Origin of the sequence: Pseudomonas zanjanensis, from assembly GCF_014268745.2 — a bacterium.
Classification (GTDB): domain Bacteria; phylum Pseudomonadota; class Gammaproteobacteria; order Pseudomonadales; family Pseudomonadaceae; genus Aquipseudomonas; species Aquipseudomonas zanjanensis.
The window spans coordinates 443,911-458,384 of the sequence record NZ_JABWRB020000001.1 but is presented as its reverse complement, the minus strand read 5'-3'; the positions used below and the strand labels follow the sequence as shown (position 1 = coordinate 458,384).

The 14,474-nt window shown below is 62.6% G+C and carries 14 protein-coding genes and 1 riboswitch; of the genes, 10 read left to right on the top strand and 4 right to left on the bottom strand.

Going from position 1 to position 14,474, the window contains the following annotated elements; all coding sequences use genetic code 11:
• Positions 1–87 precede the first annotated feature (87 nt).
• Both ygfZ and HU715_RS02175 read left to right on the top strand, forming a co-directional pair.
• A complete protein-coding gene (gene ygfZ, locus HU715_RS02180; protein WP_186704544.1) occupies positions 88–1,029 on the top strand; it encodes a CAF17-like 4Fe-4S cluster assembly/insertion protein YgfZ in 942 nt (313 codons plus the stop codon).
• A 35-nt stretch (positions 1,030–1,064) separates the two neighbouring features.
• Positions 1,065–1,886, top strand: coding sequence for an HDOD domain-containing protein (locus HU715_RS02175; protein WP_186704543.1), 822 nt, complete (start codon positions 1,065–1,067; stop codon positions 1,884–1,886).
• A gap of 175 nt (positions 1,887–2,061) precedes the next feature.
• On the opposite strand, the gene HU715_RS02170 is transcribed toward HU715_RS02175, so the two are convergent.
• Both HU715_RS02170 and HU715_RS02165 read right to left on the bottom strand, forming a co-directional pair.
• Positions 2,062–3,447, bottom strand: coding sequence for a sensor histidine kinase (locus HU715_RS02170; RefSeq protein WP_186704542.1), 1,386 nt, complete (start codon positions 3,445–3,447; stop codon positions 2,062–2,064).
• Positions 3,440–4,111 (bottom strand): response regulator, encoded by a 672-nt coding sequence (locus tag HU715_RS02165; RefSeq protein WP_003198779.1) that lies wholly within the window; start codon positions 4,109–4,111, stop codon positions 3,440–3,442. Before HU715_RS02165 ends, HU715_RS02170 begins: the two co-directional genes overlap by 8 nt.
• A gap of 456 nt (positions 4,112–4,567) precedes the next feature.
• Between HU715_RS02165 and HU715_RS02160 the strand changes: the two genes are divergently transcribed.
• The 4 genes from HU715_RS02160 to HU715_RS02145 are packed head-to-tail and all read left to right on the top strand — an operon-like array spanning position 4,568 to position 8,629.
• On the top strand, positions 4,568–5,560 hold the full coding sequence (locus tag HU715_RS02160) for a Bug family tripartite tricarboxylate transporter substrate binding protein (protein WP_186704541.1): 993 nt from the start codon (positions 4,568–4,570) through the stop codon (positions 5,558–5,560).
• A 55-nt stretch (positions 5,561–5,615) separates the two neighbouring features.
• The gene (locus HU715_RS02155) at positions 5,616–6,077 is read left to right on the top strand and encodes a tripartite tricarboxylate transporter TctB family protein (RefSeq protein WP_186704540.1); all 462 of its coding nucleotides are present in this window, start codon (positions 5,616–5,618) and stop codon (positions 6,075–6,077) included.
• A gap of 1 nt (position 6,078) precedes the next feature.
• Complete coding sequence (locus HU715_RS02150; RefSeq protein ID WP_053120026.1) at positions 6,079–7,593, top strand: tripartite tricarboxylate transporter permease; 1,515 nt, start codon at positions 6,079–6,081, stop codon at positions 7,591–7,593.
• Positions 7,586–8,629, top strand: coding sequence for an AbrB family transcriptional regulator (locus HU715_RS02145; protein ID WP_186704539.1), 1,044 nt, complete (start codon positions 7,586–7,588; stop codon positions 8,627–8,629). The genes HU715_RS02150 and HU715_RS02145 overlap by 8 nt, the downstream gene beginning before the upstream one ends.
• A gap of 129 nt (positions 8,630–8,758) precedes the next feature.
• On the opposite strand, the gene ung is transcribed toward HU715_RS02145, so the two are convergent.
• On the bottom strand, positions 8,759–9,451 hold the full coding sequence (ung, locus tag HU715_RS02140) for a uracil-DNA glycosylase (protein WP_186704538.1): 693 nt from the start codon (positions 9,449–9,451) through the stop codon (positions 8,759–8,761).
• A gap of 131 nt (positions 9,452–9,582) precedes the next feature.
• Between ung and dspII the strand changes: the two genes are divergently transcribed.
• Entirely contained in the window at positions 9,583–10,695 is a 1,113-nt protein-coding gene (gene dspII, locus HU715_RS02135) for an enoyl-CoA hydratase/isomerase DspII (protein ID WP_186704537.1), read from the top strand.
• Between the two features lie 213 nt (positions 10,696–10,908).
• Here dspII and HU715_RS02130 read toward each other — a convergent pair whose 3' ends face one another.
• Positions 10,909–11,319 carry a hypothetical protein gene (locus tag HU715_RS02130; protein WP_186704536.1) on the bottom strand — a complete coding sequence of 137 codons (411 nt, stop codon included), beginning with the start codon at positions 11,317–11,319 and terminating at the stop codon, positions 10,909–10,911.
• Positions 11,320–11,625: 306 nt separating this feature from the next.
• Positions 11,626–11,727: riboswitch (guanidine-I (ykkC/yxkD leader) on the top strand.
• Positions 11,728–11,787: 60 nt separating this feature from the next.
• Here HU715_RS02130 and HU715_RS02125 point away from each other — a divergent pair.
• The 3 genes from HU715_RS02125 to HU715_RS02115 are packed head-to-tail and all read left to right on the top strand — an operon-like array spanning position 11,788 to position 14,471.
• Positions 11,788–12,855 (top strand): putative urea ABC transporter substrate-binding protein, encoded by a 1,068-nt coding sequence (locus HU715_RS02125; protein ID WP_186704535.1) that lies wholly within the window; start codon positions 11,788–11,790, stop codon positions 12,853–12,855.
• A 15-nt stretch (positions 12,856–12,870) separates the two neighbouring features.
• Positions 12,871–13,686 carry an ABC transporter permease gene (locus HU715_RS02120; RefSeq protein ID WP_053186390.1) on the top strand — a complete coding sequence of 272 codons (816 nt, stop codon included), beginning with the start codon at positions 12,871–12,873 and terminating at the stop codon, positions 13,684–13,686.
• Entirely contained in the window at positions 13,683–14,471 is a 789-nt protein-coding gene (locus HU715_RS02115; RefSeq protein WP_186704534.1) for an ABC transporter ATP-binding protein, read from the top strand. The genes HU715_RS02120 and HU715_RS02115 overlap by 4 nt, the downstream gene beginning before the upstream one ends.
• Positions 14,472–14,474: the final 3 nt, after the last annotated feature.

The following is a 14,474-nucleotide window of genomic DNA, read 5'->3' as shown; positions in this document are numbered from 1 at the left end:
GTCGGGCGCCATCGATCCTTTGTGAACTACCCATTTCAAGGGCGTCCCCTTATGATGTCTACCAGACTTTTTACCCTGCGATGACCCATGGCTGATTTCGCTTTTTTCTGCACCCTGTCCCACGAAGGCGTCCTCGCTGTCCGCGGCGTGGATGCCAGCAAATTCCTGCAAGGCCAATTGACCTGCAACCTCGACTACCTGAGCGTCAGCCGGGCCAGCCTCGGTGCCCGCTGCACCCAGAAAGGCCGGATGCAATCGAGTTTCCGCATCCTGCTCGAAGGCGACGGCGTGTTGATGGCCATGGCCACCGAACTGCTCGAACCGCAACTGGCGGATCTGAAAAAATATGCCGTGTTCTCCAAATCCAAGCTCACCGACGAAAGCGCCGCCTGGGTTCGCTTCGGCCTGGAAAACGCCGACACGACCCTGGCCGGCCTGGGCCTGGAACTGCCGAGCGACACCGACAGCGTGGCGCGCCATGAAGCCTTGATCGCCATCCGTGTTTCCCCCGGCCGCGCCGAATTGTGGGCGCCCGCCGACCAAGCCCAGACATTGCGCACCCGCCTGGGCGCCGAACTGGCCGAGGCCGACCTGAACCCGTGGCTGCTGGGTCAGATTCGCGCCGGGATCGGCCAGGTCATGCCGGCCACCCGCGAATTGTTCATCCCACAGATGCTCAACCTTCAAGCCGTCGGCGGCGTCAGTTTCAAGAAAGGCTGCTACACCGGCCAGGAAATCGTTGCCCGCATGCAATACCTGGGCAAGCTCAAGCGCCGTCTGTATCGCCTGCAGCTGGACGCCAGCGAACTGCCGGAACCCGGCACGGCGCTGTTCTCCCCCACGCATGGCAGTTCCATCGGCGAAGTGGTGATTGCCGCCCGCGGAGAGGGAAACATTGAACTGCTGGCGGTTTTGCAGGCCGAAGCAGCAGAAGATGACAATGTGCACCTCGGTGCCTTGGAAGGCCCGCGCCTTCAATTGTTGGACCTGCCTTACGAACTGGACCGCGACCGCGAAATCCAGCGCTGATCGCAGTATTTGCCGCAGTACTCTAGAGAACCTAAATGAGCGATTTGGCGGATAAGGTCCAACGGGATTTGGTACAGGCCATCGATAACGACGACCTGGTTCTGCCAACATTACCGGAAGTGGCCATGCAGATTCGCCGGGCCGCCGAAGACCCGGAAATCAGCGTCAGCAACCTGAGCAAAGTGATCGGCCGCGATACGGCCCTCTCGGCACGCCTGATAAAAGTGGTCAACAGCCCGCTGTTGCGCGCCACCCAGGAAGTCACTGATCTGCACACGGCCATCACTCGATTGGGCGTCAACTACAGCAGCAACTTGGCCATCGGCCTGGTCATGGAGCAGATTTTCCATGCCCGCTCCGAGGTGGTGGAACTGAAGATGCGCGAAGTCTGGCGCAAGAGCCTGGAGATCGCCGGCGTCAGCTATGCGCTGTGTCGCGGCTACACCCAACTCAAGCCCGACCAGGCCGCATTGGGCGGGCTGGTGCATCAAATCGGCGTGCTACCGATCCTCACGTATGCACAAGACAATAATGAATTGCTGTCGGACCCGGTCAGCCTCAACCACGTCATCGAGACGATTCACCCGGTGCTGGGGGACAAGTTGCTCAGTGTCTGGGAATTTCCGGAGCGGTTGGTGAAGCTGCCAGGGCTGTACCTGGATTTCAGCCGGGACTCCAAGCAAATCGATTATGTCGATCTGGTGCAGGTCGCTGCGCTGTACTGCTACAAGGACACCGACCACCCGCTGTCCAGGATCGACGTGTTCGGCGTCCCGGCCTTCAAGAAACTGGGCATCGACCCGGAAAACAAGGCCCGCTGCGCGGATATCGAAGAAGCGCGGTCGATGTTCTACTAGAAACATCTGAAACCATGAAGACCTCTCTGGCCATGCCTCTCTTTTGTGGTCAGGAACGCTTTTGTGGCGAGGGAGCTTGCTCCCGCTCGGTCGCGTAGCGGCCGCAAAAGCTCAGGGCTGCTTCGCAACCCTGCGGGAGCAAGCTCCCTCGCCACAGGGTTTTGCATCGCCAGGTTTATCCCGGGACAAAACTCACCCGCACCTTCAACCCACGCTCCTGCCCGTCGTGCAAGGTGATCTGCGCCAGATGCGCGCGGCAGATTTCGCCGACGATCGCCAACCCGAGGCCCGAGCCGGCCACTTGCTGGTTACGTCGATAGAACCGCTCGAACACCCGGTCCCGCTCATGCAACGGAATGCCGGGGCCATCGTCCTCGACTTCCAGCACCGCCGGCGCTGACACCCGCAGGATTACGTTGCCGCCCGACGGCGTGTGGGCCAGGGCATTGTCCACCAGATTGCTCAACAGCTCGTTCAACAAGGTCGGCTCGCCCCGCAGCCATACCGGTTCGTCGGCCTCCAGGGCCAGCGCCACGCCTCGGGCATGGGCCAGCGGGGCCATGGCCATGCCCAGCTCACGGGCCAACTGGCTCAGATCGAGCAACTGCGCACCGCCTTCGGCAATGGCCCGGGCGCCATTTTCCACCCGCGCCAGGGACAGCAACTGGTTGGCCAGGTGGGTCAATCTATCGGTCCCCTGGGCCGCGGTTTCCAGGGTTTCCCGCCAGGTCACCGGCTCGCTGGCGCGCAAGCCCAGCTCCAGGCGCGCCTTGAGCGCGGCCAAGGGCGTGCGCAGTTCGTGGGCGGCATCGGCGATGAACTGCGCCTGACGTTCGAACTGCCCGCGCAGGCGCTCGGTGAAATGGTTGAGGGCCCGCACCAGCGGCCATAACTCGTGCTGCACCTCCACCAGCGGCAACGGCCGCAGATCGTCCGGCTGACGCTCCTCCACTGCCGTGCGCAAACGCTCCAACGGGCGCAGCGCCGCGCTGACGGCGAACCACACCAACAGCAGCGCGCCCACGGCCAGCATGCCCAGGCGCAACAGCGTGTCGGCCATCAGGCTGCGGGCCATGCTGACCCGCGCCTCTTCAGTCTCGGCCACGCGAATTTCCGCCATGCCGTTCATGTTCGGCTCGCTCACGGCCTTGAGCAGGCTCACCACGCGCACGTTCTGCCCCTGGTATTGAGCGTTGTAAAAACGCGCCAGGGCTGGGTAGTCGTCCGTGCGGGGCGTTCCGGGCGGCGGGCCGGGAAGGTTTTCGTAGCCGGAAATCAACTTCTTGTCGATGTCGTTGACCTGGTAATAAATCCGTCCGGCACTGTCGTAGGCAAAAGTGTCCAGGGCCACGTAGGGCACATCCGCGCTGAGGCTGCCGTCGCGCTGGGACAGGCCAGCGGCGATGGTCCGGGCCGAGGCCAGCAGGGTCCGGTCATAGGCGGTGTCCGCCGCTTCGCGACCGTTCCAGTAGGCGCTCAAACCGCTGGCGAGCATCAGCACCACCAGCAGCAAGGCCAGGTTGCGAAGCAACCGCCAGCGCAGGCTGTCGGGTTTATGCATTGCGATTTTCCAGCAGATAGCCCAAGCCGCGGAACGTCACGATCGCCACCGCATGGCCGTCGAGTTTCTTGCGCAGGCGGTGGACGTAGATTTCGATGGCGTCGGGGCTGGCCTCTTCGTCCAGTCCGAACACCTGGGCGGCCAGTTGCTCCTTGCTCATCACCCGCCCCGGACGGGCAATCAACGCTTCCAGCACGGCTTGCTCACGGGAGGTCAAGGTCAGTAATTCGTCGTCGAGGGTAAAACGGCGGGTGTCCAGGTCGTAGACCAGCCCGCCGCAGCGCTGCTGGCGTTCTCCGCCCAGTACGCTGCGGCGCAGCAGGGCCTTGACCCGGGCCTCCAGTTCGGTGAGCTCGAATGGCTTGGCCAGGTAATCGTCGGCCCCCAGGTTGAGGCCATGGACGCGGTCCTTGACGTCGCTGCGGGCGGTCAGCATCAGCACCGGCAACGTCTTGCCACGGGCCCGCAGACGCGCCAGCACCTCGAAACCGTCCATGCGCGGCAGCCCGACATCAAGGACCGCCACGGCGTATTCCTCACTGCTCAAGGCCAGGTCGGCCGCGACGCCATCATGCAACACATCCACGGTCAAACCGGTGCTCTTGAGCGCCTGGGCAACGCTTTCGGCGAGCTGCAGATGGTCTTCGACGAGCAGGACACGCATGGGTTATTCCTCGATTCAGGGATGGCCGACGCCATTCTTTGGCGCGGAGTTTACAGCCGCATCCGCCACTGTGAAGCCAAAAAACACGCTGAAAGGTTTTGAAAGGTTAGCGAAAGGTTGGGCCGTTAGAGTCTTGAAACGGACAGTTACGACTGCCGGTCGCGAAACAGATCGCGAACGAAAAACGCCTCGAAGCGTTTTCGCCGAATAAAAACAATAAGCGGAGTATTCATCATGCTGTCCATGCACCTCCAGGCCTTCACACCCGCCCCTCTTTTACGCTCCAACCAGACTACCCTTGCCTGTGCCGACGCCTGCGCCGATTTGCATCGACGACAAGGTGCATGCGCGCAACGTGACCTGCCGCGTCGTTGAAACGCTGCGCAGTTGCGCTACAGCTTCAAGCTTGCAATGCCCCATCTACAACACACAACAACAACTCCTGTGGAGACAACAATGAACCTATCACTGCGTAAAGTAGCCCTGGCAGCCGGATGCCTGATGTTCGCCGGGCAATTGCTCGCCGCTGATCCATCCAAAGAACCGAAGCGCCCGGAATGTATCGCCCCGGCCTCCCCCGGTGGCGGTTTCGACCTGACGTGCAAGCTGGCGCAAAGCGCGCTGGTCAACCAGAAGCTGCTGACCAAACCGATGCGCGTCACCTACATGCCCGGCGGTGTCGGCGCGGTGGCCTACAACGCAGTGGTCGCCCAGCGCCCGGCCGACGCCGGTACGCTGGTGGCCTGGTCCAGCGGCTCACTGCTGAACCTGGCCCAAGGCAAGTTCGGTCGTTTCGATGAAAGTGCCGTGCGCTGGCTGGCCGCCGTGGGCACCAGCTATGGCGCCATTGCCGTGAAAAGCGATTCGCCCTACAAGACCCTCGACGATCTGGTACAGGCCCTGAAGAAAGATCCGGGCTCGGTGGTGATCGGCTCCGGCGGCACCGTCGGTAGCCAGGACTGGATGCAGACCGCCCTCATCGCCAAGGCCGCCGGCATCAACCCTCGCGACCTGCGTTACGTGGCCCTCGAAGGCGGCGGCGAAATCGCCACCGCACTGCTTGGCGGGCACATCCAGGTAGGCAGTACGGATATTTCCGACTCCATGCCGCACATCCAGAGCGGCGACATGCGCCTGCTCGCCGTGTTTGCCGAGAAACGCATCGACGAGCCGGAAATGAAGGACATTCCGACCGCCGTGGAACAAGGCTACAACATCGTCTGGCCGGTGGTTCGCGGCTTCTACCTCGGGCCGAAGGTCAGCGATGAAGACTACGCCTGGTGGAAAGACGCTTTCGACAAGCTGCTGGCTTCCGAAGAGTTCGCCAAGCTGCGCGACCAGCGCGAGCTGTTCCCGTTTGCGATGACCGGTCCGGAACTGGACACCTACGTGAAGAAGCAAGTGGCTGATTACAAGGTGCTGGCCAAAGAGTTCGGCCTGATCCAGTAATCCTCCCTGTTCTCGCGGCGGCGCCGGCACAACCGGCGCCGCCCAGGAGTTAGTCATGCTCACCATCCAACGTATTTTTGCCGCGGTGCTGCTGCTGGCCTGTATCGGCCTGGCGCTGATGGCCTGGCCGTATCAGGCCGCCTTTTCCTACGAACCGGTCGGCCCGCGCGCCTTTCCATTATTGATCCTGGGACTGATGGGCCTGGCGCTGCTGTACATGCTGTTTCGCCCTACGCCCGTCGTACACAGCGAGGACGACCCGCAACTGGACCGTGAAACCCTGCAGAAGATCGGCATCTGCGTCGCGCTGCTGCTGGTCTTCGCCGGGACCTTCGAACCCCTGGGCTTCATCGTCGCCAGCATCTTGGTCGGTGTGCCGATGGCGCGCCTGTATGGCGGTCGCTGGGTACCGAGCGTGGTGATCATCAGCCTGATGGCCATCGGTCTTTATCTGTTGTTCGACAAGCTGATGGACGTGCCGCTGCCCCTGGGCCTGCTCGACGTCCTGGAGAATTGATATGGATACCCTGAATTATCTCGGCCAGGGTTTTGGCGTTGCACTGACCCCCTACAACCTCGTCACGGCATTGAGCGGTACCCTGATCGGCACCGTGGTCGGCCTGCTGCCGGGCCTGGGCCCGATCAACGGCGTGGCGCTGCTGATCCCGATCGCCTTCGCACTGGGGCTGCCGCCGGAGTCGGCGCTGATTCTGCTGGCGGCGGTGTACCTGGGGTGCGAATACGGCGGGCGTATCAGTTCGATCCTGCTTAACATCCCCGGTGAAGCCTCCACCGTGATGACCACCCTCGACGGCTACCCGATGGCCCGCCAAGGCCTGGCCGGGGTGGCGTTGTCGCTGTCGGCGTGGAGTTCGTTCATCGGCGCGCTCATCGCCACCTGTGGCATGGTGCTGTTCGCACCGTTGCTGGCCAAATGGGCGATTGCGTTCGGGCCGGCGGAATACTTCGTCCTGATGGTGTTCGCCATTGTCTGCCTCGGCGGCATGGCCGGCGATCGTCCGCTCAAGACCTTCATCGCGGCGCTGATCGGCCTGTTCCTGTCCAGCGTCGGGATCGATGCCAACAGCGGCGTCTATCGCTTCACCGGTGACAACATCCACCTGACCGACGGGATTCAGTTCGTCGTGCTGGTGTTGGGCTTGTTCTCCATCAGTGAAATCCTGTTGCTGTTGGAGAAAACCCATCGCGGCCAGGAAGCGGTGGAAGCCACCGGGCGGATGATGTTCAACCTCAAGGAAGCCGCCTCGGTGTTCTGGGTGAACATCCGCTGCGGCGTGCTGGGTTTCATCATGGGCGTATTGCCTGGGGCGGGCGCGACCCTGGCCAGCGCCGTGGCCTACATGACTGAAAAACGCATGGCCGGCGCCAGTGGCACGTTCGGCCAGGGCGACAAGCGTGGCCTCGCGGCGCCGGAAACCGCCATCGGCGGCGCAGCCTGCGGTGCGCTGGTGCCGATGCTGACCCTCGGCGTTCCCGGCTCGGGCACCACGGCGGTGATGATCGGCGCGCTGTCGCTGTACAACATCACCCCCGGCCCGCTGCTGTTCCAGCAACAGCCGGACATCGTCTGGGGCCTGATCGCCTCGTTGTTCGTCGCCAACATCATGCTGGTGATCCTCAACATCCCGATGATCCGCATCTTCACCCGCATCCTGGCCGTGCCGAACTGGGCGCTGGTACCGGTCATTGCGATCATCACCGGGATCGGCGTCTATGCGGTGCATGCCACCACGTTCGACCTGTTCCTGATGATCGGCATCGGCATCTTCGGCTACATCCTGCGCAAGTTGGATTTCCCACTGTCGCCGGTCTTGCTGGGCTTCATCCTCGGCGGGCTGATGGAGCAGAACCTGCGCCGTGCGCTGTCGATTTCCAACGGTGCGCTGGAGATCCTCTGGTCGAGCCCGATCACCTTCGGTTGCTGGATCCTGACGGCGATCATGTTGTTCCTGCCGCTGCTGCGCATCTGGCGTCGTCGCAGTGCCCAGCGTCGTGCCCTGGCCAATGTCTGAGGCAACAACCTTCAGACAATGGTGGGGAACACCGCTGGTCGGTCTGGCCGGCGGTTACCTGGCCAGCCTGATCGGCTGGCCCCTGCCCTGGATGGTCGGCTCGTTGTTGGCGATCATCCTGGTGCGCTGTCTCACGCCGTGGCAATTGATGGAAATCCCCGGCGGCCGCAAATGCGGCCAATGGGTGGTGGGCATCGGTATCGGCCTGCACTTTACGCCGGTGGTGATGGAGCAAGTCCTGAGCCACTTCGGCCTGATCTTCTTCGGCGCGCTGATCACCAGCGTGTCCAGCGTGGTGAGTGTCTGGCTGATGCGTCGCACCGGCGAGGACCGTGCCACCGCGTTCTTTTCGAGCATGCCGGGCGGTTCCGGCGAAATGGTTAACCTCGGCGCCCGCAACGGCGCGGACCTCAGCCGCGTTGCAGCGGGCCAGAGCCTGCGGGTGCTGGTGGTGGTGTTGTGTGTGCCGGCGGCCTTCAAGTACTTGTTGGGTGAAGGTACGCCGATGCAACACGCCACGACGGTGGACTGGCTGTGGCTGGCGATCCTGTTCCCGGCGGGCGCCCTGCTCGCCTGGGTCTGGGAGCGCTTGCGCCAACCCAATCCCTGGTTGTTCGGGCCGTTGCTGGTGAGCGCGGCGGTGAGTGTCGGTTGGGACCTGCACATTGGCCTGCCCGACGGCGCCAGCCAGCTTGGCCAGTGGCTGATCGGCAGCGGGTTGGGTTGTCATTTCAACCGGCAGTTCTTTCGTCGGGCACCATCGTTCATGGGGCGCACGTTGGTTGGCACGGTGTTGACGATGCTGATCGCCACACTGGCAGCCCTTGGCTTGAGCACCTTGACCCATCTGGATCTGCGCTCGTTGACGTTGGGCATGATGCCCGGCGGCATCGCGGAAATGAGCCTGACGGCGGAGACGCTGCAACTGTCGGTGCCATTGGTAACGGCGTTGCAGGTGATGCGGTTGTTGTTCGTGCTGTTCCTGGCAGAGCCGTTGTTCAGGTATTGGACGAGCAGGTCGGGGTCGGATTTGTAGACCGATTTGTCTTCATCGCGAGCAGGCTCGCTCCCACAGGAGTCCTGCGGCGAGCACACATTTTGCGTCCCACCACAAAACCTATGTGGGAGCGAGCCTGCTCGCGATGGGGCCCGCTCGACTAGCTCATCAAACCGGCGGCAACCGCCACTCGATCGGCTGCTCGCCATGCTGCTGGAGAAACTTGTTGGCCCGGCTGAAATGCCCGCAGCCGATGAAGCCACGGTGGGCCGACAGCGGTGACGGATGGACCGAGGTCAACACCAAGTGCTTGGTCGCATCGATCAACTTCTGCTTGCCCTGGGCATGGGCGCCCCACAGCAGGAACACCAGGTTCGGCTGGTGTTCGCTGACCACTTCGATGACCCGGTCGGTAAAGTGTTGCCAACCTTTCTTGGCATGGGCGTTGGCATTGGCGCGCTCCACGGTGAGGGTCGTATTGAGCAGCAACACGCCCTGGTCGGCCCAGCTTTGCAGGTAACCGTGATTCGGGATGTCGATGTTCAAATCGCGCTTCAATTCCTTGTAGATGTTCACCAGCGACGGCGGCGTCGGCACGCCCGGTTGCACCGAGAAGCACAAGCCATGGGCCTGGCCTGGACCGTGGTACGGATCCTGGCCGAGAATCACCACCTTGACCTTGTCCAGCGGCGTGGAATTGAGGGCATTGAAGATCAACGGTGCCGGTGGATAAATTTCCTTGCCGGCGGCGTATTCACTGCGCAAAAACTCGCGCAACTCCGCCATGTAGGGCTGGTCGAACTCGGCACGCAAGGCCTGCTTCCAGCTCGGTTCGAGTTTGATACGGTCGTCGGCAGTCATGTTTGCATCCGGTAAAAACAATGGGCGCACCCTAGGAAAGCCTACATGGCTTGTCAATTGATCTGACGCAGAACCGGCACTTTCCTACGCAGCGGTCATACTGATCATTCCAATTTCTGATCGAGGTCACGATGAATCTGCACTTCGAAGAGCTCACCGGCATCGACGGGGCCCGTATTGGCATCGCCACGCTGGATGCCGAAAAATCCCTGAACGCCCTGTCCCTGCCCATGATCAACGCCTTGCGTGATCGCCTCGATGCCTGGGCCCGAGAGCCGCAGGTCGTGTGTGTGCTGTTGCGTGGCAACGGCGCCAAGGCCTTCTGCGCCGGCGGCGAAGTGCGCAGCCTGGTGGAGGCCTGCCGCGCGCATCCCGGCGAAGTACCGCCGCTGGCGGCGCAATTCTTCGCAGCGGAATACCGCTTGGACTTCAACCTGCACACCTACCCCAAACCCCTACTGTGCTGGGGGCACGGTTATGTACTGGGCGGCGGCATGGGATTGCTGCAAGGCGCCAGTACCCGCATCGTCACGCCCAGCAGCCGCCTGGCGATGCCGGAAATCAGCATCGGCCTGTACCCGGATGTCGGCGCCAGTTGGTTCTTGTCGCGCCTGCCCGGCAAGCTCGGGCTGTTTCTCGGCCTGACCGGCGCCCACATGAACGCCCGGGACGCCATCGACCTGGGCCTGGCTGACCGCTTTCTGCTGGACGAACAACAGGACGATCTGATCGAGGGCCTGCTGCAACTCAACTGGCAGGAGCAGACCGAGATGCAGCTCAACAGCCTGCTCAAGGCTTTGCAGCAGGAAGCGGTCGGCAAAATGCCCGAAGCCCAATGGCTGCCACGCCGGCAGAAAATCGATGAATGGCTGGATGTCAGCGACGTGCGCTGCGCCTGGAAAGCCCTCAGCCTGCTGGTGGAGCACCCTGATCCGCTGATCGCCCGGGCGGCCAAGACCATGACCGAAGGCTCGCCGTTGACCGCTTGTCTGGTCTGGGAGCAGATCACCCGGGCCCGGCATTTGTCCTTGGCCGGTGTGTTCCGGATGGAATACACCTTGAGCCTCAACTGCTGCCGCCATCCGGAATTCAGCGAAGGCGTACGCGCGCGCCTGATCGACAAGGACCACAAGCCCCGCTGGCACTGGCCGGACATCAACCATGTGCCCGAAGCGGCGGTCGAGGCGCACTTTCACAAAGCGTGGGAAGGTCGGCATCCGTTGGCGGATTTGTCCAACGAATAAAGAACCTGGGTGACACCCTGTGGGAGTGACATTCTGTGAGAGTGACATCTGTGGGAGCAAAGCTTGCTCGCGATAGCGGTATGCCAGTCACAGAGAGGCTGACTGCCCCCCTGTCATCGCGAGCAAGCTTTGCTCCCACAAGCCTTATCCCATCGGGTTTATTGCAGGCATAACAAAGCGGCGCTTAATGCGCCGCTTTTTTCTGCCCTGGGATCAGCGGTGGTTGCGTCGTCCATCGTGATCGCCGCGTCCACGATCATAATCACCGCGTCCCCGATGATCACGCCCGCCTCGACCCCGTCGGTCATCATTCCAGCCACCCCGGTTATGGCCGTCCCAGCCCCCACGGTGTGGATAAGGTCGGTACGCCGCTCGCGGCGGCGAGTAGTGGCGTGGGCCATGTTGGTAGTAACGCGGTGCCGAGTAGTAGCGCGGCGCCGGTTGGTAATACCGCGGGGCGTAATAACCACGCGGTGCCGAATAATAACTCCCGCCACCGTAATAGACAGGCGCCGGTGAGGTGTAGACCTCGGAACGGTAGTAGCTCGAGTCTCCGTCGTAATAAGGCACGCAGGCCGAAAGAGTCAAACCGAGAAACGCAATGAGCAGCAGTCGTCGATACATGGCGGCCTCCTGGACCGCGGATGGGCCACATCAGCGACGCTGATGGGCGGCAGTCATCTATTGGGTGACTGACGATTAATCTGACAGCGAAATCGAGATCTGGTGCGCTCCAGCAATAAGTTGAAACATGTAGCTCTTTGCCTCATGCCGGTGCGCAGCGGCACCACAATTGCGCACCCCGCCAGTCCCCAGCCACCGTCTTGCGGCACCCGCCCTCTCTGGACCGGGCCTTGACTCCAGTTGGCACGGCTCTCGCTTTAACAAACTCCGTGCAGGAGTCATCACAGGTTCGCGGCACCACAATTTGCAATGGCTGACTAGGGTTCCGGCTCGCTTCTGGCGAGTGGCTGGTCCGAGAGTTGGCGACCTCCAGTTGAGGTTACACGGCGGGACAAAAGCCCGGGAGACAAGCCACCGTTCGCGGTGCCGCGTTGCTCCTGTCCGCCCTTGATCAACTGGAGAACCACCATGCTCAAGCTTCGTCTGTCCGCCCTGCTCCTCGCTGCCCTCTCGGCCCTCGCGAGCTTCTCATCCGCCGCCGCCCAAAAAGACCACTTCAGCGTCTGCTGGACTATTTACGCCGGTTGGATGCCCTGGGAATACGCCGGTAGCCAAGGCATCGTCGATAAATGGGCGAAAAAGTACGGCATCCAGATCGATGTCGTGCAGCTCAACGACTACGTCGAATCCATCAACCAGTACACCGCCGGTCAGTTCGACGGCTGCACCATGACCAACATGGACGCCCTGACCATTCCCGCCGCCGGTGGCGTGGACAGCACCGCACTGATCATCAGCGATTTCTCCAACGGCAACGACGGCATCGTCCTCAAGGGCGAGGGCAAGAAAGTCGCCGACCTCAAGGGCATGGACGTCAATCTGGTGGAACTGTCGGTGTCCCACTACCTGCTGGCCCGTGCCCTGGATTCGGTTGGTCTCGCCGAGAAAGACTTGAAAGTCATCAACACCTCCGACGCCGATATCTCCGCCGCCTTCAACACCGACCAGGTCAAGGCCGTCACCACCTGGAACCCGATGCTCTCGGACATCAAGGCCCAGCCAGGCGTGAGCGAAGTGTTCAACTCCAGCCAGGTGCCCGGCGAGATCATGGACATGATGGTGGTCAACACCCAGACCCTCCAGGACAACCCCGCCCTGGGCAAAGCGTTGACCGGCGCCTGGTTTGAAGTGGTGGCACTGATGAACGCAAAAAACGCCGCGAGCAAGACGGCGCTGGAACACATGGCCAAAGCTTCGGGCACCGACCTGGCCGGCTTCCAGGCGCAACTGGACACCACCAAGCTGTTCGCCACGCCCAAGGAAGCCCTGAGCTTCGCCACCAGCGAGCAACTGCCCGCCACCATGGGCAAGGTGGCCGAGTTCTCGTTCCAGCACGGCTTGTTGGGCGAAGGCGCCAAGGGCACCGACGCGGTCGGCATGACGTTCGCCAATGGCCTGACCCGCGGCGACAAGGCCAACCTCAAGCTGCGCTTTGACCCGACCTACGTACAGCTGGCCGCCGACGCCAAGCTGTAAACCGGAGGACCTGGCATGCGCCTGATCAACCGCTACCCGGATCGTCCCAGCCGCTTGTTGCTGGTGATCCTGCCATTCGCGCTGGTGTTGTTCGCCTACTTCATGGGCTCGGCCGAACGGTTGACGGACAACCCCAACGACAAGCTCCTGCCCAGCGCCGTGCAAATGGTCGACGCGGTCAAACGCCTGGCCTTCACAGCCGATGCCCGCAGCGGCGACTATCTGCTCTGGCAAGACACCGCGTCGAGCCTGCGTCGGTTGGCCATCGGCCTGGGCATCAGCGCCCTGGCCGGGCTGTGCCTGGGCATAGCCGCCGGTACGCTGCCACTGTTTGGCGCACCGCTGTCACCGTTGCTCACCGTGGTGTCGATGGTGCCGCCGCTGGCCATCCTGCCGATCCTGTTCATCGTCTTCGGCCTGGGCGAACTGTCGAAAGTGATGCTGATCGTGATTGGCATCACACCGTGCCTGGCGCGCGACCTGGAACAGCGCGCCCGGGAAATTCCGCCCGAGCTGCTGATCAAGGCCCAGACCCTCGGTGCTTCAACCTGGACCCTGATGCTGCGGGTGGTGCTGCCGCAACTGCTGCCGCGCCTGTTGATTTCCCTGCGGCTGATGCTGGGTTCGGCCTGGCTGTTCCTGATCGCCGCTGAAGCCATCGCCTCTACGGATGGGCTGGGCTATCGGATTTTTCTGGTGCGTCGTTACCTGGCGATGGACGTGATCTTGCCGTATGTGGTGTGGATCACCCTGCTCGCCTGGCTGATGGACTGGGGCCTCAAGCGCCTGACCCGCCGAGCGTTCCCCTGGTACGAGGGGGCGAAGGCATGAGCTTCATTACGGTGAACAACGTCTGGCAACAGTATGCCGACCAGGTGGTCCTGGAGCGTTTGAACCTGAGCGTCTCTGAGGGTGAGTTCTGCACCCTGGTGGGCGCGTCGGGTTGCGGCAAGTCGACCTTCCTGCGCTTGCTGCTGGGCCAGGAACGCGCCAGTCGCGGACAAATCCTGCTGGATGGCCAGCCGTTGGCCGGTGAACCCGACGCGAGCCGGGGCGTGGTGTTCCAGCGCTACTCGGTGTTCCCGCACCTGACGGTGCTGGACAACGTGACCCTGGGCCTGGAGTTGCCGCGCTCGCCGCTGTTGGGCCGCCTGTTTGGCAGCGCCAAGCACCAGGCCCGCGAAGACGCCGCGCAACTGCTGGACAAGGTCGGCCTGGGCCATGCGCTGGATAAGTACCCGGCGCAACTGTCCGGCGGCATGCAACAGCGGCTGGCGATCGCCCAGGCACTGATCATGAAGCCGCGTGTCCTGCTGCTCGACGAGCCCTTCGGCGCCCTCGACCCGGGCATTCGCAAAGACATGCACGCCCTGTTGCTGGAGCTGTGGCGCGAAACCCGGCTGACGGTGTTCATGGTCACCCATGACCTGTCCGAAGGTTTCAGCCTCGGCACACGCCTGCTGGTGTTCGACAAGGTCCGTGTCGACCCGCACGCCCCCGGCGCCTATGGCGCACGCATTACCTACGACATTCCATTGAACAGCGACCGCCGCACCGCCCGTGCCGCCGTCGACGCCCTGCCCGCCGAACTGGCCGGCACGTTGCGTATCGCTTGAAAG

Bases quoted from the DNA above. Each gene is read 5' to 3' on its own strand.
- ygfZ (WP_186704544.1), top strand. From the start codon at position 88: ATGGCTGATTTCGCTTTTTTCTGCACCCTGTCCCACGAAGGCGTCCTC.
- HU715_RS02175 (WP_186704543.1), top strand. From the start codon at position 1,065: ATGAGCGATTTGGCGGATAAGGTCCAACGGGATTTGGTACAGGCCATC.
- HU715_RS02170 (WP_186704542.1), bottom strand. From the start codon at position 3,447: ATGCATAAACCCGACAGCCTGCGCTGGCGGTTGCTTCGCAACCTGGCC.
- HU715_RS02165 (WP_003198779.1), bottom strand. From the start codon at position 4,111: ATGCGTGTCCTGCTCGTCGAAGACCATCTGCAGCTCGCCGAAAGCGTT.
- HU715_RS02160 (WP_186704541.1), top strand. From the start codon at position 4,568: ATGAACCTATCACTGCGTAAAGTAGCCCTGGCAGCCGGATGCCTGATG.
- HU715_RS02155 (WP_186704540.1), top strand. From the start codon at position 5,616: ATGCTCACCATCCAACGTATTTTTGCCGCGGTGCTGCTGCTGGCCTGT.
- HU715_RS02150 (WP_053120026.1), top strand. From the start codon at position 6,079: ATGGATACCCTGAATTATCTCGGCCAGGGTTTTGGCGTTGCACTGACC.
- HU715_RS02145 (WP_186704539.1), top strand. From the start codon at position 7,586: ATGTCTGAGGCAACAACCTTCAGACAATGGTGGGGAACACCGCTGGTC.
- ung (WP_186704538.1), bottom strand. From the start codon at position 9,451: ATGACTGCCGACGACCGTATCAAACTCGAACCGAGCTGGAAGCAGGCC.
- dspII (WP_186704537.1), top strand. From the start codon at position 9,583: ATGAATCTGCACTTCGAAGAGCTCACCGGCATCGACGGGGCCCGTATT.
- HU715_RS02130 (WP_186704536.1), bottom strand. From the start codon at position 11,319: ATGTATCGACGACTGCTGCTCATTGCGTTTCTCGGTTTGACTCTTTCG.
- HU715_RS02125 (WP_186704535.1), top strand. From the start codon at position 11,788: ATGCTCAAGCTTCGTCTGTCCGCCCTGCTCCTCGCTGCCCTCTCGGCC.
- HU715_RS02120 (WP_053186390.1), top strand. From the start codon at position 12,871: ATGCGCCTGATCAACCGCTACCCGGATCGTCCCAGCCGCTTGTTGCTG.
- HU715_RS02115 (WP_186704534.1), top strand. From the start codon at position 13,683: ATGAGCTTCATTACGGTGAACAACGTCTGGCAACAGTATGCCGACCAG.